We start from the raw sequence: 21,859 nt of genomic DNA, 5'->3' as shown, positions 1-21,859 counted from the left end.
AGCGAAGCACCCGAGAAGCACTATAAGCAACGCGAGGAATGGCAAACAGTCCTTGATCACTTCGTCGAGCGGCAATTCACCACCCAATAAATACGAAGCCTCATGAGGCCGCCCCCTCAATTAATTACAGCTTCGCGTCTCGCCCACGTCCCCAAAGGTTGTGTCAGTCAGTTTCTTGGTGTGGAGGCAGACCTGTCAGTACAAAGCGGCGGCCGCAGTGACAAGCCGGTAGGCTGAAAAACAACGACCCGCCGCACTACCAACCCTCAAACTGCGAACGAACCTTGAACAGTTCGTTGTCGTTGCGAATCCCGAGCTTTCTATAGGCAGAATGCTTTTGGGTGCTGATGGTCTTGACGCTGCGCGTGAATTTCTGAGCGATTTGCGTCACCGACAAGCCATCCAGGCAACAGCGCAATACTTCCCGCTCACGAACGGACAGTTCGCTGGAGGTGATCAACGTGTTCAATCCCAAAGGGTTCGCCAGATCTTCCTGGCTCTCCTGGGCCATTGACACCTGATTTTCCCGCAGTTCGTTTTCCATCATGGGATGCAGGTAGTCACGCCCGCTGGCGACACGGCGAATCGCTATCAGCAACTGTTCCTTCGCCGTTTCCTTGCCCAGGAAACCCTTGGCACCGCAGCGCATCGCCATGGCCACAGTAGCCGGGGCATGCAATGCGGAAATCACCAGAAGGCTCACCTTGGGAAACTTGATCCGCAAGCCGCGAATCAGGTTCAGTCCGTCCACTTCGCCCGGCCCCAGGGAATAGTCCATGAGGACCACATCCACCTCCTGTTGATTCAATGCGTCGATCAACTTCTGGCTCTGGGTAAAATACCCGAGCACAGTGATATCCCGCTCTTGCCTGACATTCTCGGCGATGCCTTGCAGAATGAGCGCATGGTCATCCAGCACCATCAGGCGAATGGGACGAAACAATGAAACCATGAAAAATTCCTTAGCCTCAGGACAACCAGAATGGCTACTCATTACTTGAGCACAAGCCCACACGCTTCCCAGGGTTATTATGACTAAAACAAGCAGAGTCAAGAATACAGAGAACCTGCGCCCAAATAAAATAGGAATATTCCTAAATTTTTAGAGATTCAGATTAATCCCATGGCGCGGCCAGTGCGGGTATCGGAACGGTAATTCTCCGTTGAGAAATCAACCTGCTTTCAACTCGAAAAAATCCCACCCTGTAAAAAAACATCATCAACCAAACCACCATCAACATCAATAACAAGAGCCAACCCTGGCGCTTTCAACAAAGTTTCAATATTTACAGTTGTTATATTCAGATACTTTAAGGCAATTGACGCACAACTCCCTATTAACTTAATTTTGCTCCAACCTGGAAGTATTTAACAGGCACCATGTTTTTTGGAGACATACTATGAACTTAAGTAAAATAGTGCGAAATTCGGGCATACTGGCGGTACTAGGCATCAGCTGTACGGTAGTGTCAGCCCCTGCAGAAAACGAGTACTTTACAGCTTCTATCAGCAAAGAGGGAAAAGTACTCAGTCAGTCGTCGGAATGGATTGATAGCGTGAAATACTTCCCTCAAAAGGATTGGTTTTCAAACTATGAAATTAATTTCAAGCCCGACACCTACAAACAAGCACCGGCTTTTTGCTCTGCATCCACGACTGACAGCGAGGGCGAAGATGACTTGCTCTATGGGGTAGCGAAGCTGGGTGCAGCACCACGGCAGGATCGCGTCACGGTCATCACATCGTACATGGGCAAAGCAGGCCGTTCAGGTGATACCTCTCAGAGCTTCATGCTGATCTGCTTTAAATAAAACCTGAATGACAGGAAGAATGACTTTCGCCCTGTCATTCGTGCAAGCCAACCTGCAGACCGCGTCCGCCAATCGAAGACCTTAATCGCACTCAGGGAAAACCCCAAAGCGGAACAAAGGGCCGGTATCAACAACACCGGTTTGCCGGCCATCGCGAATCACCCACTCCGACGCATGACAAACAGTCGACTGTTTCTCGCAGGCGTTCGATAGCCGCGGCAATGCCCTGCGTGCCCCCTGCCTCTGCTGCCAGGCTCTCTACCTCGCGCGCGGCAGCGACCACATCGGTAACCCCGAGCATCATGGCGGCCCCGGATATACGATGGGCCAGGCGGGCTACCTGAAGCCAGTCACTGGCGCCAAGGGCCTGGAACATACATTCAAGGTCCACACTGGAGGTCAAAGTAAATGCCTGTTGTAAATCAACTTCAACGCCAGGGGGCTCGTCTGCATCGACCGTCGCCAGAGGCGGGACATCACACCACAGGTCAATGATTTGCCCCAGCTGTTCGAGTCTCAATGGCTTGGCCAGTACGCCATCCATACCAGCCTCGAAACAAACACTCGTGTGCTCGGGGCCGACCAGCGCCGAGATCGCAATGATCGGCACACGCTCCAGGGTCTCGACCTCTCGTCGACGAACACTCGCGGCGAATGCGTAGCCATCGATGTCTGGCAAATTGCAGTCCAACAGGATGATGTCGAACTTCGAATGGGCATGCAGGCTCAGGCCCAGCCCCCGGTTTCTGCCTGTGTGACGCTGTGTCCCAGTGCATGCAGCTGGCGCTTGATGACAAACTGGTTTTCCGGATGATCCTCTACCACCAGCACACTTAGCGCACGCCGCCTGCCCGTCGACAACACAGGGGGATGCCCATCGTGCATCGGGTTGTTCAAAGGCGGGACCAAGGGCGCACTCAACAACACCTCTACCTGGGTACCACGGCCGAACTGACTCTCCAGTCGAATGGAGCCACCCATCAACTTCAGCAGGCTGGCGCAGATCGTCAGCCCCAAACCGGAACCGCCAAACTTGCGCGCGATGGATTCATCCACTTGTGAAAACGCCTGGAACAATCGCAACTGCTGGCGCCTGGAGATACCTATCCCGGTGTCCGACACCACAACACGCAGCCGACCGGTAGTAGGGACAAGCGGGTCAACAGTCACTTCAGCCTCGACCCTGACCAGCCCGGCCTCGGTAAACTTGATCGCATTGGACAACAGGTTGATCAGCACCTGACGTACACGCTGGGCGTCGATGACCAGCCATAGTGGCGAATCCAGCCGCACCGACATGTTCAACCGCAGACGTTTTTCCTCGGCCCGCGATTCGACGATACTCAACGCGTCCTGAATCAGCGCCTGCAAATCCGTCGGCAGACAGCGCAACTCCAGCTTGTCGGCTTCGAGCTTGGAAAAGTCCAGCACATCGTCCAGCAACCCCAGCAGGGAATTGGCGCTGGTCACGGCGACCTTGGCCAGCAACGCATCATCAGGCGACAATTTGCTGCGCCCCAATAACTCCACCGACGACAGGACGGCATTCATCGGCGTACGGATTTCATGGCTCATGACCGCAAGGAACATGGCCTTGTCGCGCTCGCTGCGCTCGGCCCGACGTCGAGCCCTGTACGCTCGCAACAATAGGAAAACGAAGGCGAGCAACAAGATTACGGCGAGTGCCAGCTCCCACACGTAGTAATGCAGCATCGTCGACCACGAAGGTAGCTGGTAATGGGTGGTGCTCACCCATTGCGCCAGCATCAGGTCGGTCTCCTTCGCAGTCAGCGAGGCCAGCGACTTGTCGATGATGGAGATCAACAGCTGATCTTCAATGCGGGTACCAATTCTGACCACCGCGAGCATATCCGGAAGAGAGCCCGCCACGTGCAGGGTATCGAAGTAACGTTTCTGCAGGATCGGAATCAGTGCCGCTTCAATATCGACCGCCGCATATGCGTCGCCCAAGGCGACCTTCTCCAGCGCTTGCGCAGGGCTATTGACCACTACCAGTTCGATGTCGGGGTAACGCGCGCAAGCTTTGTTCGTAGCCGCCCCCGCCCTTGACGGCAACCCGTTTACCGCTGAGTTGGCGCGGATCAAAAATAACCGGTGAACTCGCCTGGGTGACGATCAGGGTCGAGCCGACGAAGTACGGTTCGCTGTAGGCGATCCGTTGCCGAATATTCGGAGACGCCAGCCATTCGGAAACAGCCGGGAGCAGATCGACATGTCCTTCGAACAGCGCCTCGGTAGCACTCGTCCAGCCTACCGGCGGGGCCAGGCGAAACTGCAGCCCGGACACTCTGGCGACCGCCTTCACGTACTCGGCGCTGAGCCCCTTGTAGACCCCGTCCCCGATGTATTCGATGGGGCGCCAATCGGGGTCGATACCGATGTTCAACACCGGATGCGCAGCTATCCAGGCCAGCTCCTGCTCTGTAAACAAGTCGCTGGACTGGCCCCAGGCCCCCTCTTGGAAACCGGCAATCGTCAACAGCAGTGTACGCAGGAAAGCACGCAATATTCCCTTGCTGTACGCCTGCTCATAACGAGCCCCTGCCCCCTCAAGATAGCGCCGCACACCGGTCACACCTGACCACTTCATCCCTCATTCCCTGTCATGAAGACTCAACCCACCGCAGCCAGTAGGGACGCCGGGGGAAATCATTGTAAGCCCCTTTAATTCGGATACTTCATGAAATATGTTTACGAAATTGTAATGAGTCACCGTTTGAATTAACGCCGCCAGCGCAATGGCAAACAGCTCCAACTCGCGTGAACAGTTATCTATTGATTTCACCCACACCCGCGTCAAGGCTGGGACAACGGCATACCCTTGGCCCCGGCGTAAAACACAATCAGCACTGCGGGCGAGTCGCGCGTCAGCCCACGATGCAACGCCCCCACCATCTCCGGCAACACCTGCCCTGCGCTGAGGGTCTTTTTCTCACCGCTGTCCTTTTTTCGACGGTGAGTTCTCCGGACAAGACGTAGGCTGCATTCGGCATTGGATGTGTATGCCAAGGCAATGCCGTGTGTGCCGGGATGGTAATTTTAACCACCGTCAACTCGGGCGATCCGCTCGGGTAATCTACATAAGGCAGGCCATCCCAAGATGTACTACCACGAAGTAGCGTCTCTGTTTCAACGGTGGATTGATTGTGTGCACTTACCGAGCCTGCCAACAACGGCAGGCTGACGCCGCAGACAAATAGAATTTTTTTATAAAAGCATCAAACAATGGCTTCATTCTCTAACGGAAGAATCAGGGACTGATGACACATCTTGTTGTTAATCATCGCTATTTGATGAACTACTTGAAATAGTCAGTCTTCGTCCCGCGCAGGCTCACCCTTACAAGACTCTTCCTATGTATGCGACCTGGAAGAACAGGGATATAGGAATACTCCCATATATGACGCCACCTGGCCGCCAGCCAGGCGCCGGGGCTTGCTGCTACGGCGTGGCCAGGCACTTTTATTACGAAGCAGGGACTTCCTGGCACCACGCACTACTCAATGCCGCCGTGAGGCTCGGCGGCATCGGCCCAATGAGCATACCGGTGTGAAAGCGCCAGCCCGTGACCCGCAGTTTAAAGAGCCAGTTCGGACTCGTCCCATATACCCGCGCTACACATCCCGTAACGTATAGCGACGCCCCGGGGTTGTGCCAACAACAAACGCAGGCAGCCGATGCCCGCTGCCAAATCCGCAACGTCGACAGGCACAGAATCAACTCCTAATACTCATAAGGTCAATCGATGATCCACAGAACACCCTTTTGCCTGCTGCGCAAACTGCCCATGGTCATGGCCATGGGCGTTACCGCCATCATTGCCCAGCCAGTCAACGCTCACGGCTACATCGAAAGCCCGAAATCGCGGGCCTTCATGTGCCAGGAACATCAAGGCGCGCTGAACAGGGACTGCGGCAGCGTGCAGTACGAACCGCAAAGCATTGAATTCCCTGGTCGTCCCGGCGGCAGCATCCGCCATTTCCAGGGGAGGGCCGAGCCTGCGCCGGAGATTTCAATCAATGCGGCCCAGCTGATGGCACCATCGCGGCTGGCGGTATGGACGTCTTCTCGCCACTGAACGAGCAGACGGCGACCCGCTGGAAAAAAACCCTTATAAAGCCAGGACTCAACACCTTCACCTGGCATTACAACGCCAGCCATGCCACCGCCTGTTGGCAATTTTACATCACAAATAAAGACTGGAATCCGAACCGGCCGCTTAGCCGAGAATCATTCGAACTCAAGCCACTGCTCGACGAAAAATGGAACAACACCGTACCGGTTCCAGCCGGGGGCACCACTCCGCACAAGGTCTACATCCCGGCCGACCACGGCGGGTACCATGTCATATTGGCCACCTGGAAAGCGGCGGATACCGACGCCACCTTCTACCAGGTCATCGACCTCGATATTGACAACGGAAAGGCACCGCCCTCGGATTGGCAACACATCGGAACCGTGCAACCTCAGGCCCTGAAAATCGGCGACGAGGTATTCACCCGTGCGTTTGTCGAAGGCAGCGAACTGCAAGCACGACAGGTCGGCCTGAAAATTACCTCGGCCGAAGAGTCCCGCGCCGATGTGTGGCCCTACCTGCTGGCGAAAAAGGTCAACGCGACCAACCCGGGCTTCCTGATGGGCGAACTCAATGTCGAAAACCAGGTAGTGCCGAACTTCGGCATGAACGGCTTCTTCGTCAAGAAAGGCAGTGACATCACCAGCGTCCTGGTCAAGCAGGTACTGGCCGAACAGCCAGGTGAGCTGAAAGTCGACGCCATGCGCCAAAATTACACACTGAAAAACGGCAAGGTCGACCTGCACTTCAATGCGATCGCCAGGGGCGTCGACTACACCATCAAGGCCACGGTATTCAACGCCAAGGGTGAAAGCATCGCGCACCAGCAGGCTGAAGCCGGTAACAACACGCCGCAGTTTTCGATCACCCTCGAGGACATCATGGTCGGCAAGTTCGACCTGGTGATCATCGCCACCCCGAAGAAGGGAGCCCAGTTGCAACACACCGTCAGCTTCACTGTGCAGCAGGAAAGCGACGCCCAGTATGACCATGTCTTCCCTGCGAGCTTGAAGAGCTACGTCTCCGGCACCCGGGTGCTGCAGCCCAAGGACGGTAAAATCTACGAGTGCAAGCCGTTCCCGAACAGTGGCCACTGCATCCAGTGGAGCCCCAGTGCAACCTCCTTTGAGCCGGGCAACGGCGCAAACTGGCAGGCGGCCTGGTCGCGCAGGTAATCGGTGCTTTCAGCACCCGTGCGTGACGCGCAAGCGTCACGCCCCCCGGTAAGAGCACTCTCAGCCAAACACACAGGACTGATGAGATACGTAGACCCGGCCACCTTCACGCATCACCAGAGCGAAGGTTTCATAAAAGCAGCTCCTTTGCTCCAGCGCCTGGCTGTGCACCTCACCAATGACCACAATCAGCGCATTGTCCCCAAAGAGCAGCACATTGCTGGTATGCACGTGATGATCGAGCTGGCTGCGCCACGCACTGCCCTGAACGATCTCATTGGCCCCCTTGAAGAGCTCTACTGTTGGAAAAACACACCGACTCGTCACCGTATAATCCAGCCAGTCTTTCCGGCGAGCAGATGACCTCACCATAAAATGCCTTGACGAATGGCACGACCAACGCCTGTAGGTCTATTTTCATTGTCACTCACTTCCCTTTGTTTATCGGCCCTTCTGCCAGCAGCGCAGCCATCTTGTTTAGCGCGCGCGAGCATCAACACCCATAGGAAAACTCCCAATTAAAACCATAAATAAAGGGAGCTTGAGCTCATGCCCCCCTGGCGCGACCCCGGCTAAAAACCAGGATTACATTTTCAGACTTCTCCTGAATTTTCCTACGTGTAACAAGGGTAGGATCCTCGGGTCTTTGACCAGACGCTCCTTGGCACGCCACAGGATGTCTGTCCTGCCTTCGCCCCAAACCTCGAGCACACCCCGAACATGACTCTGCGCGTAGTGATAGCCGACGACCACCCAATCACCCTGATGGGCGTGCGCGCCGTACTGAAAAGCCAAAGCGCACTCAAGATTGTCGGCGAGGCGCAAAGCGTGGAAACGTTGCTTGACCTGCTGCACCAGCAGCCCTGCGAGCTGTTGGTCACTGACCTGAACATGCCTTGCGACCGCCAGATGGATGGGCTGCGGCTGATCCAGAGACTGCGCAGGTACTACCCCGACATGGCAATAGTCGTGGTCACCATGCTCGACAACCCGACATTGACCGCGCAATTGCTGAAAATGAATATCAGCGGCCTGGTGAGCAAGCGCGGGTTGCTCAATGACTTGCCAAAAGCCATCAACCACCGTGGCGAGCAACCATTCATGTCGCCCTCGATCCAGCAACTACTCAGCGTTAGCCACGACAGCTCGCAACAACTGCATAAACTGACCGCCCGGGAGGTTGAAGTGCTGCGCCTGATCGGTTCGGGGCTCAGCGTCAGCATGATTGCCCAGCACCTGTGTCGCAGCAAACAGACCATCAGCACCCAGAAAATCAGTGCCATGCGCAAGCTTGGCGTGGACACGGCTGCTGCTCTGTTCACCCACATCAAGGCCTGCGGCCTGGCATGAGACGCACCCGTCACTCACAGATCCCGGTTATTCAATGCTCGCTTTAACTCCCGCTTTCCATTACCGCATGGGGCGCCGGCTGCTGCGCCTGTTGTCCGCTATGTGCCTGCTTTCAGGAATGGGGGCTTGGTGCCCGGTCCAAGCCTGCGATGAACTGCCCGTCAGTGCTCCAGCTCCGATCCATTCGCCCTGGGCCCTGGTATCGGACCAGGCCTGGGCTATCGCGCTGGTGATTCTGGTGATCTTCCTGTCGTCGCTATACTGGAACTGGCGCCTGCAGATTCAGGTTCGCCAGCGCAAATCGGCGCAGGCTGAACTGCAGGACAAACTGGCCTTTCAATTTTCACTGATCAACAGCCTGCCGACCCCCTTATACGTGTGCGACTTGCAGGGCCGCCTCAACACTTGCAACCGCGCCTACGAAGAATTGTTCTGCACCGCACTGGAAAATATTCGAGGCCAATTGCCGACCGAGCAGGACTGCCTGCCGAGTATTTTTTCCCAAAACCTGCAGCACGCGCACCGGCGCCTGTTAAGGGCCCACCAACCGCACTTTGTCGACACCAGTCTTGAGCTCAACGGAGTACTACGCCAGCTCTACCAATGGCTGGTGCCCTTTTACAATGCCCGGGGTGAACTGGAGGGCCTGCTCGGCGGGTGGCTGGATATTTCCGAGCGCAAGCAGCTTGAACTCAAGCTGCGTGAGTCCAAGCAGATCGCCCAGAAAGCCAGCGCGGCGAAGAGCGAGTTTCTCGCCACCATGAGCCATGAGTTGCGTACCCCGTTGAACGCCTTGGTCGGCTTGCTGGAGCTGGAGGCCAGCGCCGAGCCAACTCCTTCGATGAACCTGCGTGTCGCCCAGCAATCGGCGATGTCGATGATCGACCTGATTGGTAATATCCTTGACCTCGACAAGATCGAAAGCGGCCTGATGCAACTAACCCCGGCGCCGACTGCGTTGCAACCGCTGCTCAGCAGCAGCCTGCGCCTGTTCGCTGCCCAGGCTCATGAAAAACATCTGGAGCTGAGTCTCGACTATTGCGCGGCCCCGCAACGGATGCATCACCTGGATGCCCTGCGCCTGCAACAGATCGTGCATAACCTGATCAGCAACGCGCTGAAATTCACCCACAGCGGCGCTATCCGTATCTGGGTGCAGGAAAGCGATACAGGGCCCGACACCAGCCTGCTCAAACTAACGGTCAGCGACAGTGGCATCGGCATTCCACAAGAACAGCAGGCCGAAATTTTCGAGCCCTATCGCCAGGCCCACGCCAGCATCGCGCACCTCTACGGCGGATCAGGACTGGGCCTGAGCATATGCCATCAACTGGTCCAGCTCATGGGAGGCCGGATCTGGCTCGACAGCCAGCCCGGACAGGGCTGCGCTGTCAGTCTCGAGTTGCCACTGACCTGGCAGGCCGTCAGCCCACCGAGCGCCAAGCGCCGGGCGCCCACTGCGCAGGCGAGCCGCGCGCTGCACGTGCTGGTGGTCGACGATGTCTCGACCAACGGCCTGGTCATGGCCTTGCAGCTGGAGCGCCTGGGCCATCAGGCCGCCCATGTGTGCAGCGGCGCCGAGGCACTGCTGGCCTTGCAGCTCGAGTCGTATGACGTGCTGATCAGTGATTGCAACATGCCCGACATGGACGGCTACGAGCTGACCCGCACGGTGCGCACCGCAGAAAAACCGCCAGGCCTGGCCCCTCTCGATCATCGGCTACACCGCCAGCGCCCTGACCAACGAAGCGACGCGCTGCCTGGAAGCAGGGATGAACCAGTTAATGATCAAGCCGGTCACCCTGGAGCGCCTGCAGGAGGTGCTCAGCACCCATCACTTCGCCCCTGCGCCGACACCCTGCGAGGAACCCATCTGCAGCTTGAATCTGCAGCACCTGGAGACCTTCGCCGACACCCCGAGCTGCGCCGGCGCGTACTGCTGGAACTGCGCAACAACCTGGGCGAGGAGATTGCGCAACTGTGCCGGCTCCCGGCGACTACACAGGCCGTCGACGACCTCGTGCATCGCCTCAACGGCGTCGCCTGCCTGATCGATGCCGAGGACCTGGCCCGGGCCTGCCATGCGCTCAAACAGCTGGCTGAAGGTGATCCTTCAGGTATTGCCAACGGCCTGCTGGCACTGCGCCAGAGCTTGGCAACGCTGCACGACGACGTCCAGCAGGCACTTGAAACAGTGGCGTGATCTTCACGCTGGCGGACGGGATAGGCGTCCGCCGCACTCTCGTACTCCTCCCATACCCGCCCCCGCACACCCGCCTTAGTCTGTCGATGCTTTCTGAGGTGGCCCGGTGGCAGGTATCGACAAAGGTTACTGGCGTATCGGGCCCACCCCTCAGGAGGCATGAACCCCATGATTATTCATCTGATTTAAGGTCGAGAGATGATCCGCAATAAGCAATCGCGTCTGTTCCGCAAACTGCCATTGGTTGCCGCCATCGGCATGGCGTCCCTGGCTTCCATGGCCATCCAGCAAGCCAGTGCTCACGGCTACATCGAAAGCCCGAAATCCCGTGCATACATGTGCCGCACCAATGTGAACAATGACTGCGGCAGCGTGACGTACGAGCCACAGAGTGTTGAATACACCGTCACCGGCCGCAGCGACTATAACGGCATTGCCTGCACGGGCCCCTTTACCGAATGTGGCCCGGCAGACGGCAAGATCGCCAGCGGCGGCATGAGCCAATTCGGCGAATTAGATATCCAGACGGCTACTCGCTGGGGAAAAAGCGACATCAAGCCCGGCCTGAACACGTTCACCTGGCATTACAGCGCTCGCCACCCGATCGACTATCAAGAGTTCTACATCACCAAAAAGATTGGAATCCGAACGAGCCCCTGACTCGCGATTCGTTTGAACTGGTACCACTGCTTCACGTCGATGGCGGCAAACAGATGGCCGAGGTGCGTACCTCCCACGAAGTCAATATTCCTGCTGATCACACCGGCTACCACGTAGTGCTGGCCACTTGGAGAGTCGGCGATACCGATGCCACCTTCTACCAAACCATCGACGTCAACATCGACGGTGAGGAAGTGCCCCCTTCCCCTTGGGACAACCTCGGCGTGGTGCAGCCACAAGCGCTGGAAATCGGCGATAAAGTCACCACCCGCCTGTTCGGTGCCAGCGGCGAAATGACAGACAAGAAAGTCAGCCTGACCATTGCCTCGGACGAACAAGCCAAAGCCGATATCTGGCCACACATGCTGGCGGAAAAAGTCAATGCGGCCAACCTGGGCTTCCTGATGGGTGAGCTCAACACTGATGGCGAAGTGGTACCGAACTTCGGCAAGAACAGCGTCTTCGTCAAGAAAGGCAGCGACATCACTGGCTTCCAGCTGGAAAAGGAACTGGTCAACCAGCCGATCGAACTGAACATCACCGGTATGCAGCCGAGCTACACCTTGAAGGAAGGCGCAGTCGACCTGCACTTCAACGCGATTGCCAAGGGCAGTGATTTCACCATCAAGGCCACGGTGTTCAACGCCAAGCATGAAAGCGTTGCACACAAGCAAGCCGCCGCCGGCGATAACACCCCGCACTTCTCGCTCAACCTGAAGGACATCGAGGCTGGCAAGTTCGACCTGGTAGTCGAAGCGGCACCGAAGAAAGGCGCGACCAAACAGGAAACCGTTTCTTTCACCGTGCAGGCTGAAAGCGATGGCTCGTATGACTTCGTCTTCCCTGAAGGCCTGAAGGAATACAAGGCTGGCACCACCGTGCTGCAGCCGAAGGATGGCAATACCTACGAATGCAAGATCTTCCCTTACAGCGGCTTCTGCTCCCAGTGGGGCGCAAACGCCACCGGTTTTGAACCAGGCGTCGGTTCCAACTGGCAAGACGCCTGGATCCGCAAGTAAGCGATCCCGGAGTTGAACCAGGCGTGGCGCGCAAGCGCCACGCTTTCCGTCTTGTCCTGCCTATTTCTGAAGTAAAACCACCCATGCGCTCAATCGCTTATTCAACCCCACGTGTGCTGCTGCACTGGATTTTCGCCCTGGTGATTATCTGGGCCACGGTCAGTGGTTTCGGCAACGCGATGCTCGACCTGCCCGACGCCCTAAGCGACGGCATCAATTTCATCAACGTATCGCTGACTGCGGTGCTGATTCCGCTGTTTGCGCTGCGGATCTATTTCACCCTGGCCCACCCCTTGGCGCATGCGCCAGACGAGGGCAATCAAGTGCTGGTCAAAGCCGGCCACCTGGGCCTGTACGTCATGACTGCGCTGGTGCTGGTCACCGGGGTACTGATGATGGAACGCCCGATCAACGTGTTTCCCTGGCGCTCATTCCCCAGCCTTTGGCAGAACCGCTGCTGACTGGCTTTTTCAACACCGTGCACAAGGCCTGCTGCGTAGTCCTGGCCCTGCTGGCGGTCGGCCACATCGGCGCCGTGGCGGTGCATCACTGCAATGGGCACAAGCTGCTGCAGCGCATGTCGCTGCGCCGGGCATGACCCCCGTGCGGGCGCCTGCCGCCCATGGAGCCGCCGTGAAAGACCTTGATGCACGCATGGCCCACTGGCTGAAAACGGCTGCCGTGGATACCTGGCTGGGCGTTGCCGCGTGTCTGCTGCTATGTGCCTGGTTGAGTTGGCTGGGCCATGGCAGCTGGCTGCTGAGCAACGCCGCGCCTACCAGTGACGCCAACCACCAGGCCAGCGCCCCGCCGGTCGCCACGGCGCCGCTGAACAGCGGTGCGATCGCCCGGCTGTTCGGCGCGGTGCCCGCCGCCGAAACGCTGAACACCCCACGCGTGCCGCTGGACCTGCTGGGCAGCCTGCTTGAAAGCGATGCGCAGCTGTCCAGGGCGCTGATCGGTAGCCCCCAGGGCAGCCGTTTCTACCAAATCGGCCAGCCCCTGCCGGGCGGCGGCAGCTTGCGCCGGATCGGTGCAACGCAGGTGGTGATCCTGCGCAACGGCGTGGAGCAGACGCTGACACTGGCAACGGCGAAGACCTCGCTACTAACCCCTTCAGCGCCTGCCGGTACGACCGTCGCCGCCGCGCCGGCCGGGTCCCTCATTCAACCGTCCCTGTGAAGCCAAAAATCATGAACCTAGCGTTACTGGCCGCGTCCCTGCTGACACTCGGCACCGTGTTCTCCCCCGTGCAGGCCGCCGACAAGCCCCCTGCGGCGCAACAATGGACCCTGAACATGAAGGATGCCGAACTGCGCGACCTGGTCAACGAGGTCGGCCTGATCACCGGCAAGACCATGGTCCTGGACCCGCGCCTGAACGGCAAGGTCACGGTGCAATCGACGACCGCTATGGACCAGCAAGGCATTTATTCACTGTTCCTTTCCGCGTTACGCAGCCAGGGCTTCGCCGCCATGGACCAGGGCGACCGGGTACTGATCCTGCCGGTGGCCGAAGCCAAGACCAAGGCCAGTGCCAGCCGCAGCGCCAGCAGTGAAGAAATCGTCACCCAGGTGGTCGAACTGCACCATGCCGCTGCCAACGAAGTGGCCGTGGCGCTGCGCCCGCTGGTGGCCACCGATGCCTACCTGGCACCGTCGACCACCGCCAACGCCCTGGTGATTTCCGACAGCGCCAACAACGTCAAACGCCTGCGCGAAGTCATCGGCGAGCTCGATTCCCCCGGCAACAAGGCCTTCAGCACCCTGCAGCTGCGCCATGCCTGGGCCGCCGATGTGGCCAAGACCCTGACCGACAGCCTGAACCAGGGCGGTGGCGCCCAGCAAAGCGCCAAGGCCATCGGCGACAGCCGCAGCAACCAGTTGATCCTGGTCGGCTCGGCCCCGGTGCGCCAACAGATGCAGCGCCTGGCACAGGTGCTGGATGTGCCGAAAAACGCCGGCGACAACACCCGCGTGCGCCGTCTTAACCACAGCGACGCCAAGGAACTGGAAACCCTGCTCGGCGGCATCGGCAAACGCCTGGAGTCGGCTAATGGAAGCGACGGTGGGAGCAGCAGTGGCAGATCCAGTCAGAAGCAGAACGCGCCGATCCTGATCAGCGCCGATGAAAGTCAGAACGCATTGGTGCTAATGGCCTCGCCGGCCCAACTGGCGATGTTCGACAGCGTGATCGACGAACTCGACCAACCCCGGGCCCAGGTGCTGGTCGAGGCGGCCATCGTCGAAGTCAGCGGCGATATCAACGAAGCCCTGGGCGTGCAATGGGCCGGCAGTGGCGCACACTTCGGCGGTGCGGCCAACTTCAGCGGCACCGGTCTGGCCATCGGCACGCTGCTGGGCAGTTTGAAGGACGGCAAGCCCCCTACACTGCCGGATGGCGCGATCATCGGCCTGGGCAGCAGTCATTTCGGCGCCCTGATCAACGCCTTGTCCAGCGATTCCAACAACAACCTGCTGTCGACCCCCAGCCTGTTGACCCTGGATAACCAGGAAGCGGAGATCCTGGTCGGCCAGAACGTGCCCTTCCAGACCGGCTCCTACACCACCAGCACCGATGGCGCGAGCAACCCGTTCACCACCGTGGAACGCAAGGATGTCGGGATCACCCTCAAGGTCACCCCGCACATCAACGAAGGCAACTCCCTGCGCCTGAAGGTCGAGCAGGAAAGCTCGGAGCTGGCCGCGGCGCCCGCGGGCATCAGCACCAGCGATATCATCACCAACAAGCGCTCGGTCAAGACCACCATCCTGGCCAATGACGGGCAGATCATCGTGCTCGGCGGGTTGATCAAGGACAACGTCAAGGTGCAGGTCAGCAAGGTGCCAGTGCTCGGCAGCATTCCCTGGATCGGCAAGCTGTTTTCCAGCACCAAGGAGGTCAATGAAAAGACCAACCTGATGGTGTTCCTGCGCCCGACCCTGCTGCGCAGCCAGGCCAGTGCCGAGGCCTTGAGTTCGCGCAAATATCGCAGCCTGCGTGACCTGCGCAGCCCCGACGGCAAGACCCGCGCCTTGCTGCCGGACAGCCCACACCAGTTGTTTGACGCCGAACCGATTGACCCTGCGGAGGCGTTCGATATGCGTGCTCCGGCCAGGTTGCAGCGCCCATGACGGCGCCGGCGATGTCGCGCCTGAGTTTTGCCTACGCACGTCGCCACGGCGTGCTGCTGGAGCCCGGCGAGCAGGGCGCGCGCCTGTATTGCCGGGCCGACACGCCGCTGGCGATTATCGCCGAAGTGCGCCGCTATCATGGCGCCGCGCTGCTCAGCCAGGTGCTGGACGACGATGCCTTCGCCCTGAAGATGGCCGCGCACTACCGCGACGGCCAGGACGGTGCACAACAGGTGGCCGAAGGCCTGGGCGAGCAGTTCATCGAGGAGTTCGACCTGGCCAGCCTGGCCGAGCAGTTGCCCCGCACCACCGACCTGATGGAGCAGGAGGACGACGCGCCGATTATCCGCCTGATCAATGCGATCCTCAGCGAAGCGGTGAAAAACAAAGCATCGGACGTGCACCTGGAAGCCTTCGAAGAACACCTGTCGGTGCGCCTGCGGGTCGACGGCCTGCTGCGCGAAGTGCTCAGGCCACGGCGTGAACTGGCCACCCTGCTGGTGTCGCGGATCAAGGTCATGGCCAAGCTCGACATCGCCGAAAAACGCGTTCCGCAAGACGGCCGCATTGCCCTGCGCATTGCCGGCCACGAAGTCGACGTGCGCGTCTCGACCCTGCCCTCCAGCCACGGCGAACGGGTGGTCATGCGCCTGCTCGACAAACAGGCCGGGCGCCTGGACCTGAGCCGCCTGGGGATGAACGCCGAGGTGCGCCAGCGCCTGGAACAGGCCCTGCACAAACCCCACGGCATCCTGCTGGTCACCGGCCCCACCGGCTCCGGCAAGACCACTACGCTGTACGCCGGGCTCGCCAGCCTCAACAGCCCGCAGCGCAACATCCTGACCATCGAGGACCCGGTGGAGTATCACCTCACCGGCATCGGCCAGACCCAGGTCAATGCCAAGGCCGAAATGACCTTTGCCCGTGGCTTGCGGGCGATTCTGCGCCAGGACCCGGACGTGGTGATGGTCGGCGAGATCCGCGACCGCGAGACCGCCGAAATTGCCGTGCAGGCCTCCCTGACCGGGCACCTGGTGCTCTCGACCCTGCACACCAACAGCGCCGTCGGCGCCGTCACGCGCCTGGCGGACATGGGCGTCGAACGCTTCCTGCTCTGCACCTCACTGCTGGGGGTGTTGGCCCAGCGCCTGGTGCGCCTGCTGTGCGCCGAATGCAAGCGCAGCGGCGTAGCCGATGCCGCAGCCTGCGAGCGCCTCGGCGTAAAACCGGCCAGCGCGCCGCTGCTATATCAGCCACAGGGTTGCAGCGCCTGCCAACAGAGCGGCTATCGCGGGCGCCAGGGCATCTACGAGCTAGTGTTGCTCGACGACAGCCTGCGCCAGTTGATCCATGCCGGCGCCGGCGAGCACGAGCTGCTGGCCCAGGCCCGGCAGCACAGCCCGAGCCTGTTCGGCGATGGCTGCGCCCTGGTGTTGCAAGGCCTGACCAGCCTTGAAGAACTGCTGCGCGTGACCCAGGAGGACTGAACATGGCCGCCTACGAATACCTGGCCATGTGCAGCGCCGGTCGAAAATCCAGCGGTGTGATCGAGGCCGACAGCGAACGCCAGGTGCGCCAGCTGTTGCGCGAGCGTCAGTTGGTGCCCCTCAAAATCACCGCCACCCAGCGCCAGCGCGTGCGCGGCGAAGGCCCGGCGCGCCCCTCGGGTGGCGGCCTGAACAGCGCCGAGCTGGCGCTGTTGACCCGGCAACTGGCGACCCTGGTGCAGGCGGCGCTGCCCCTGGAAGAAACCCTGGCGGCGGTCGCCGCGCAGTGCGAAAAACAACGGATCAAAAGCATGCTGTTGGCGGTACGGGCGCGGGTGCTCGAAGGCTACAGCCTGGCCAGCGCCCTGGGCGGCTACCCCAAAGCCTTCCCACAGCTGTACCGCGCCACGGTCGCCGCCGGCGAGCGTTCCGGGCACCTGGGCCAAGTGCTGCTGAAACTGGCGGATTACACCGAGGCGCGCCAGGCCGCGCGCCAGCAGATCCAACTGGCGATGCTCTACCCGAGCATCCTGATGGTCGCCGCCTTCAGCATCGTCGGCTTCCTGCTCGGGTTTGTAGTCCCGGACGTGGTGCAAGTGTTTATCGACAGCGGCCAAACGCTGCCGCTGCTGACCCGTGGCCTGATCGCCAGCAGCGCCCTGCTGCGCGACTTCGGCCTGCCGGTGCTGGTGCTGGTGGGTGTGCTGGTGCTCAGCGTGCGGATGGCCCTGCGCCAGCCGCGCCACCGCCAGCGCTGGCACGCCACGCTGCTGCAATTGCCGCTGATCGGAAGCCTGCTAAGGGCCAGCGATTGCACGCGTTTTGTCAGCACCCTGGCGATTCTCGGGCGCAGCGGCGTGCCCTTGGTGGACGCCCTGGAAATCGCCTGCGAAGTGGTGGCCAACGAGAAAATTCGTACAGGTCTTAAAGACATCGCTCGCGGGGTCCGCGAAGGTGTGAGCCTCACGCGGGCGCTGGAACTCAACGGCAGTTTTCCACCGATGATGCTGTACATGATCGCCAGCGGCGAACGCTCCGGCGAGCTGGACAACATGCTCGAACGCGCGGCCCGCCAGCAGGAAGAACAACTGGCCAACCGCATTGCCTTGCTGGTCGGCCTGTTCGAGCCGGCGATGCTGGTGTTCATGGGCGCCTCGGTACTGATCATCGTCCTGGCGATCCTGATGCCGATCCTCAGCCTCAACCAACTGATCACCTGAATCCGGAACACTTGAACGTGCAAAACATCCAGCGACAACGCGGTTTTACCCTGATCGAAATCATGGTGGTGGTGGTCATCCTCGGGGTGCTCGCCGCCCTGGTGGTGCCACAGATCATGAGCCGCCCGACCAGGCCAAGGCCACGGCGGCCCAGAGCGACATCAAGGCCATCGCCATGGCCCTGGACATCTACAAGCTTGACAATCACAACTACCCCAGCGGCCAGCAGGGCCTGCAGGCACTGGTCAGCAAACCCGACGGCTACCCACCGGCGCGCAGCTGGAACCCCGACGGTTACCTCAAGCGCCTGCCGATGGACCCCTGGGGCAATCCGTACCAATACCTGATGCCGGGCAGCTACAACGACAGCTACGACCTGTTTTCCTTTGGCGCCGATGGCCAGAGCGGCGGCGAAGGCCTGAATGCCGACATAGGCAACTGGGAGCGCTAGGCGGTGGGCCCTTCACGCGCCAGGGGTTTCACCCTGCTGGAAGTGTTGCTGGTGATTCTGGTGATTGCCCTGTTCAGCGGCCTGGTCGGCCTGCTCAACCCCGACTCCGGGACGCAACAGGTGCGCCGTGAAGGTGAGCGCCTGCGCGGCCTGCTGCAACTGCTGCGTGAACAAGCGGTGCTGACCAACCGCGAGTATGGGGTGCGCTTCGAGCCCGACGGTTACGCCGTGCAGCGGCTGGAGGAACACGGGCGCTGGGCGCCGAATCAGGAGTTTGCGCGCCAGAAGCTGGCGCCGAACCTCAGCCTGCGCCTGGAGACCACCGACCTGCTCGACCCTCCGTATCAGGGCCGCGACCTGCCACAGCTGCTGGTGCTGTCCAGCGACGAAACCACGCCTTTCACTCTATGGCTGGAATACCGCGGCCAGCCGCTGCTAAGCCTGTCTAGCGACGGTATCCAGGAGCCGCTCCTTGAACCTGTCGAGTGAACGCGGCTTTACCCTGCTGGAAGTGATGGTGGCGCTGGCGATTTTCGCCACCGCCTCCATCGCCCTCTACAGCGCCGTGCAACACATTACGCGCAACAGTGCCGGGCTGTCGGAACGTACCCAGGCCCTGTGGATCGCCGACAACCGCCTCAACGAACTGCGTGCCGGCATGCTCGCGCCTGGCCAGGAACGCCAGGAACAAAGGGTCGAATTCGGCGGGCGCCAGTGGTGGTTGCTGACCGATAGCGAACCGGCGCCCGACTCGCGCCTGCTCAAAGTCAGCGTGCGGGTTTCCCCCAGGCCAGCCTGGATGACGCCCGGCAATACAGCCGCGCGCACCTGGTCGGTTTTATCGAGGCACAACCATGACGCAGCGCGGTTTTACCCTGCTCGAGGTGCTGGTGGCCATCGCCATCTTCAGCCTGCTGGGCCTGGCCACCTGGCAGTTGCTCGACCGTGTGCTGCACAGTGACCGGCGAATCGCCAGTCACGAGCAGCAACTGCGACTACCTGCAACGGGCCATGACCCTGCTCGAGCGTGACCTGCAACTGGCCAGCCGCCGTACCCTGAGCGATGACGCCAGCGCCAGCCAGGCGATGATCGGCCAACCCGGCGAACTGCGCCTGGTGCGCGGCGGCTGGCGCAACCCGCTGGACCAGCCGCGCAGCAGGTGCTGCAGGTGCGCCACCTGTGGCTAGACGAGCAATGGCTGCGCGAAACCCTGCCACTGGATGACGGCAAGCCGGGCGTCGCGCAGCCCCAGCGCCAGGTCTTGCTCGACGGCGTGCGCCTGAGCCGCCTGCGCTACATCGATGGCCACGGCCAACCCCACACCGGCTGGCCGGCGGATGAGCAAAAACTGGGCCTGCCGGGGGCCCTGGAAATCGTGATCGATGCCCCCGGGTTCCCGGATATCCGCCGGGTCATCCTGATGCCTGGCGGTATGCCCGCCAGCGCCAGCCGCGCCGACCCGCCCCATGCGTAATCCCCGCCAGCAGCGCGGCGTCGCCTTGCTCAGTGTGCTACTGATCACCGCCCTGGTGACGGTCATCGTCAGCCATATGCTCGCCCGCCAGCGCCTGAGCCTGCACAGCAGTGCCAACCTGGTGCAGCACCAGCAACTCTGGCAACTGGCATTGAGTGGCGAAAGCTGGGCCCGTCAGCAAATATTGGCGCAAGCACGCCGCGAGAACGGCTTGCAAGTGGTGCACCCGGGCCAGCCCTGGGCAGCACCGGCACCGGTCATGGACATCGAAGGCGGGCGCATCCATATCGAGCTCGAAGACCTCGGCGCCCGGCTCAACCTCAACAGCCTGCGCCGTCCCAATGATCTGCTTGCCAGCGCCCGCTACCAGCGCCTGCTGGCGCTGCTGGGGGTGCGTGCCCACGACCCGGCCTTGCTCTCGAGCCGGCCCGGGCGCAACGGCAAGCCCCTGCCCATCAGCGACATCAGCGAACTGCGCCAACTGCCGCAAGTGGACGCCGCAGCCCTGGAAAAACTGCGGCCCATGCTCACGGCAGGCCCCGCCAGCGCCTTGAACATCAACACCGCCAGTGCCGTGGTGCTGGCCAGCCTCGAAGGACTGGACCTGGCCACCGCCAGCAACCTGGTCAAGACCCGACCCGAGGCCGGCTACCCCAGTATCCAGGTCTTCCTCGACAACCCCATGCTCGCTGGCCGCGACATCAAAGCCCGTGGGTTGACGGTGGGCAGCCAGCAGTTTCGCGCCACCATAGACGTAGAACTCGACGGAAGACGCCTGCGCCTGGTCAGCGACCTGCACAGCATCGACGGCAAGACCCTGCGCGTCGAACAGCGCCACCTGCCCCCCAACCCTGCCAAAGCCGACCGGCCAAACGAGTAATGATCATGAGTCACTGGCTGTACCTTTCCCCCAGCAAGTGCCGACGCCGAGTGGTCCTTGACCTGGTGGCAGGCCGATACCCCTGCGCAGCAAGGCAGCCTGGCACAGGCCGCGGCACAGCTGCGCGGCCAACCGCTGACCCTGCTGCTACCGATGGAAATGGCCAGTTATCATCAGGTCAGCGTGCCCGCACGCAGCGGTCGCTGGCTGCGCCAGGCGCTGCAATCGGCCCTGGAAGAGCAGGTGGTCGACGACCTCGACGACCTGCACCTGGCCCACGGCGCCTTGCGCAACAAGCAGCACTGCGCACTGTTTGCCATCGACCGTGAGCGCTTGCGCCAGTGCCTGGCAACGTTGACCGAACAGGGCCTGCACCCGGTCCGCGTGCACATCGACGCCGACTGCCTGCCCGCCGACCAGCCTTGCGCCCTCGCCTGGGACCAACGCTGGCTGATCGGCGGCGCGGCACCGCTGCGACTGGCCCTGAGCGACGCCGAACTACCCGCCCTCGCCGCGCTACTGCCCGGCACCCTGTACTGGTTCGGCGCGCAGGCGCCGAGCGGCATCGATCCGGCCCAGTGGCACACTGAAGACAACCCCTGGACCCGCTTGAGCCAGGGCTCGGCGAGTGCCATTGACCTGTGCCAGGGCGCGTTCGCACGCCCCGGCAAACGCCGCTGGCCGTGGCGAACCCTGGCCCTGGTGCTGGTGATCGGTTGCGCCGCACACCTGGTGCAGACCGTCGGCCATCGATTGCTGATCGAGCAACGCACGACAGCACTCAAGCAGGCCAACCTGGCCCTGTGGCAACAACGCTTCCCGGACGACGGCCCGGTCATCGACCTGCCACGCCAAGTGCAAGCCAGCTACGCCAGCAAGGCCAAAGCCAGGTCGGGAT

At 60.9% G+C, this 21,859-nt stretch carries 23 protein-coding genes and 3 pseudogenes; 21 read left to right on the top strand and 5 right to left on the bottom strand.

The annotated features are described in order from the left end of the window. Positions 1-256: 256 nt before the first annotated feature. Complete coding sequence (locus JFT80_RS15805; protein ID WP_201148505.1) at positions 257-952, bottom strand: response regulator transcription factor; 696 nt, start codon at positions 950-952, stop codon at positions 257-259. A 448-nt stretch (positions 953-1,400) separates the two neighbouring features. Here JFT80_RS15805 and JFT80_RS15800 point away from each other — a divergent pair, with 448 nt between their 5' ends. Continuing rightward, entirely contained in the window at positions 1,401-1,811 is a 411-nt protein-coding gene (locus JFT80_RS15800; protein ID WP_201148504.1) for a hypothetical protein, read from the top strand. Positions 1,812-1,938: 127 nt separating this feature from the next. Here JFT80_RS15800 and JFT80_RS24430 read toward each other — a convergent pair whose 3' ends face one another. From JFT80_RS24430 to JFT80_RS24420, 3 genes are read right to left on the bottom strand one after another with little or no spacing between them, the layout of a single operon-like run. After that, positions 1,939-2,490: an Hpt domain-containing protein gene (locus JFT80_RS24430; protein WP_242482957.1), complete on the bottom strand. Its 552-nt coding sequence runs from the start codon at positions 2,488-2,490 to the stop codon at positions 1,939-1,941. 47 nt (positions 2,491-2,537) lie between these two features. Beyond that, positions 2,538-3,821: an ATP-binding protein gene (locus JFT80_RS25175; RefSeq protein ID WP_307833099.1), complete on the bottom strand. Its 1,284-nt coding sequence runs from the start codon at positions 3,819-3,821 to the stop codon at positions 2,538-2,540. Beyond that, entirely contained in the window at positions 3,811-4,422 is a 612-nt protein-coding gene (locus JFT80_RS24420; protein WP_242482956.1) for a transporter substrate-binding domain-containing protein, read from the bottom strand. Before JFT80_RS24420 ends, JFT80_RS25175 begins: the two co-directional genes overlap by 11 nt. Before the next feature lie 1,155 nt (positions 4,423-5,577). Here JFT80_RS24420 and JFT80_RS24410 point away from each other — a divergent pair. Then, positions 5,578-5,910, top strand: coding sequence for a lytic polysaccharide monooxygenase (locus JFT80_RS24410; protein WP_225569653.1), 333 nt, complete (start codon positions 5,578-5,580; stop codon positions 5,908-5,910). Then, entirely contained in the window at positions 5,889-7,082 is a 1,194-nt protein-coding gene (locus JFT80_RS15790) for a lytic polysaccharide monooxygenase (RefSeq protein ID WP_242482955.1), read from the top strand. The genes JFT80_RS24410 and JFT80_RS15790 overlap by 22 nt, the downstream gene beginning before the upstream one ends. A gap of 60 nt (positions 7,083-7,142) precedes the next feature. Here JFT80_RS15790 and JFT80_RS15785 read toward each other — a convergent pair whose 3' ends face one another. Further along, positions 7,143-7,409, bottom strand: a complete 267-nt coding sequence (locus JFT80_RS15785) for a hypothetical protein (protein ID WP_201148503.1) — start codon at positions 7,407-7,409, stop codon at positions 7,143-7,145. A gap of 393 nt (positions 7,410-7,802) precedes the next feature. Here JFT80_RS15785 and JFT80_RS15780 point away from each other — a divergent pair, with 393 nt between their 5' ends. The 18 genes and pseudogenes from JFT80_RS15780 to gspL all read left to right on the top strand — a co-directional run. After that, entirely contained in the window at positions 7,803-8,432 is a 630-nt protein-coding gene (locus tag JFT80_RS15780) for a response regulator (protein WP_201148502.1), read from the top strand. Between the two features lie 34 nt (positions 8,433-8,466). Further along, positions 8,467-10,635 (top strand): ATP-binding protein, encoded by a 2,169-nt coding sequence (locus tag JFT80_RS15775; protein ID WP_201148501.1) that lies wholly within the window; start codon positions 8,467-8,469, stop codon positions 10,633-10,635. A gap of 198 nt (positions 10,636-10,833) precedes the next feature. Continuing rightward, a pseudogene (locus JFT80_RS25560) lies at positions 10,834-11,735 on the top strand (lytic polysaccharide monooxygenase); the annotation flags it as partial. Between the two features lie 105 nt (positions 11,736-11,840). Continuing rightward, positions 11,841-12,314, top strand: a complete 474-nt coding sequence (locus tag JFT80_RS25555) for a hypothetical protein (protein WP_374091364.1) — start codon at positions 11,841-11,843, stop codon at positions 12,312-12,314. An 83-nt stretch (positions 12,315-12,397) separates the two neighbouring features. Then, positions 12,398-12,775, top strand: coding sequence for a cytochrome b/b6 domain-containing protein (locus tag JFT80_RS15765; protein WP_242482953.1), 378 nt, complete (start codon positions 12,398-12,400; stop codon positions 12,773-12,775). Continuing rightward, a complete protein-coding gene (locus tag JFT80_RS24400) occupies positions 12,757-12,912 on the top strand; it encodes a hypothetical protein (RefSeq protein ID WP_242482964.1) in 156 nt (51 codons plus the stop codon). The genes JFT80_RS15765 and JFT80_RS24400 overlap by 19 nt, the downstream gene beginning before the upstream one ends. A gap of 35 nt (positions 12,913-12,947) precedes the next feature. After that, positions 12,948-13,496 (top strand): type II secretion system protein N, encoded by a 549-nt coding sequence (locus tag JFT80_RS15760; RefSeq protein WP_201148500.1) that lies wholly within the window; start codon positions 12,948-12,950, stop codon positions 13,494-13,496. Positions 13,497-13,507: 11 nt separating this feature from the next. Further along, on the top strand, positions 13,508-15,448 hold the full coding sequence (gene gspD, locus JFT80_RS15755) for a type II secretion system secretin GspD (RefSeq protein WP_201148499.1): 1,941 nt from the start codon (positions 13,508-13,510) through the stop codon (positions 15,446-15,448). After that, on the top strand, positions 15,445-16,935 hold the full coding sequence (gspE, locus tag JFT80_RS15750; RefSeq protein WP_201148498.1) for a type II secretion system ATPase GspE: 1,491 nt from the start codon (positions 15,445-15,447) through the stop codon (positions 16,933-16,935). The genes gspD and gspE overlap by 4 nt, the downstream gene beginning before the upstream one ends. A 2-nt stretch (positions 16,936-16,937) precedes the next feature. Next, the gene (gene gspF, locus JFT80_RS15745; RefSeq protein ID WP_201148497.1) at positions 16,938-18,155 is read left to right on the top strand and encodes a type II secretion system inner membrane protein GspF; all 1,218 of its coding nucleotides are present in this window, start codon (positions 16,938-16,940) and stop codon (positions 18,153-18,155) included. Between the two features lie 62 nt (positions 18,156-18,217). After that, positions 18,218-18,606 (top strand): annotated as a pseudogene (gene gspG / locus JFT80_RS15740) (type II secretion system major pseudopilin GspG). A 3-nt stretch (positions 18,607-18,609) separates the two neighbouring features. After that, entirely contained in the window at positions 18,610-19,095 is a 486-nt protein-coding gene (gene gspH, locus JFT80_RS15735) for a type II secretion system minor pseudopilin GspH (RefSeq protein WP_201148496.1), read from the top strand. Positions 19,096-19,120: 25 nt separating this feature from the next. Further along, positions 19,121-19,336, top strand: a pseudogene (gene gspI / locus JFT80_RS24395) (type II secretion system minor pseudopilin GspI); the annotation flags it as partial. Between the two features lie 124 nt (positions 19,337-19,460). After that, positions 19,461-19,637 carry a prepilin-type N-terminal cleavage/methylation domain-containing protein gene (locus tag JFT80_RS24390; protein ID WP_242482952.1) on the top strand — a complete coding sequence of 59 codons (177 nt, stop codon included), beginning with the start codon at positions 19,461-19,463 and terminating at the stop codon, positions 19,635-19,637. After that, complete coding sequence (locus tag JFT80_RS24385; protein WP_242482963.1) at positions 19,564-19,794, top strand: hypothetical protein; 231 nt, start codon at positions 19,564-19,566, stop codon at positions 19,792-19,794. Before JFT80_RS24390 ends, JFT80_RS24385 begins: the two co-directional genes overlap by 74 nt. Further along, positions 19,776-20,081, top strand: coding sequence for a type II secretion system protein GspJ (locus JFT80_RS24380; protein ID WP_307833098.1), 306 nt, complete (start codon positions 19,776-19,778; stop codon positions 20,079-20,081). The genes JFT80_RS24385 and JFT80_RS24380 overlap by 19 nt, the downstream gene beginning before the upstream one ends. Then, complete coding sequence (gene gspK / locus JFT80_RS15720) at positions 20,074-20,961, top strand: type II secretion system minor pseudopilin GspK (protein ID WP_201148495.1); 888 nt, start codon at positions 20,074-20,076, stop codon at positions 20,959-20,961. The genes JFT80_RS24380 and gspK overlap by 8 nt, the downstream gene beginning before the upstream one ends. 57 nt (positions 20,962-21,018) lie before the next feature. Beyond that, positions 21,019-21,859 (top strand): type II secretion system protein GspL (gspL, locus tag JFT80_RS15715; RefSeq protein ID WP_201148494.1); only part of this gene is annotated, 841 nt, incomplete at its 3' end.

The sequence above is a fragment of the Pseudomonas sp. TH10 genome, assembly GCF_016651255.1.
In the GTDB taxonomy this organism is placed as follows: domain Bacteria; phylum Pseudomonadota; class Gammaproteobacteria; order Pseudomonadales; family Pseudomonadaceae; genus Aquipseudomonas.
The sequence above is the reverse complement of the archived record's forward strand: the minus strand, read 5'-3'. Positions and strand labels throughout refer to the sequence as shown.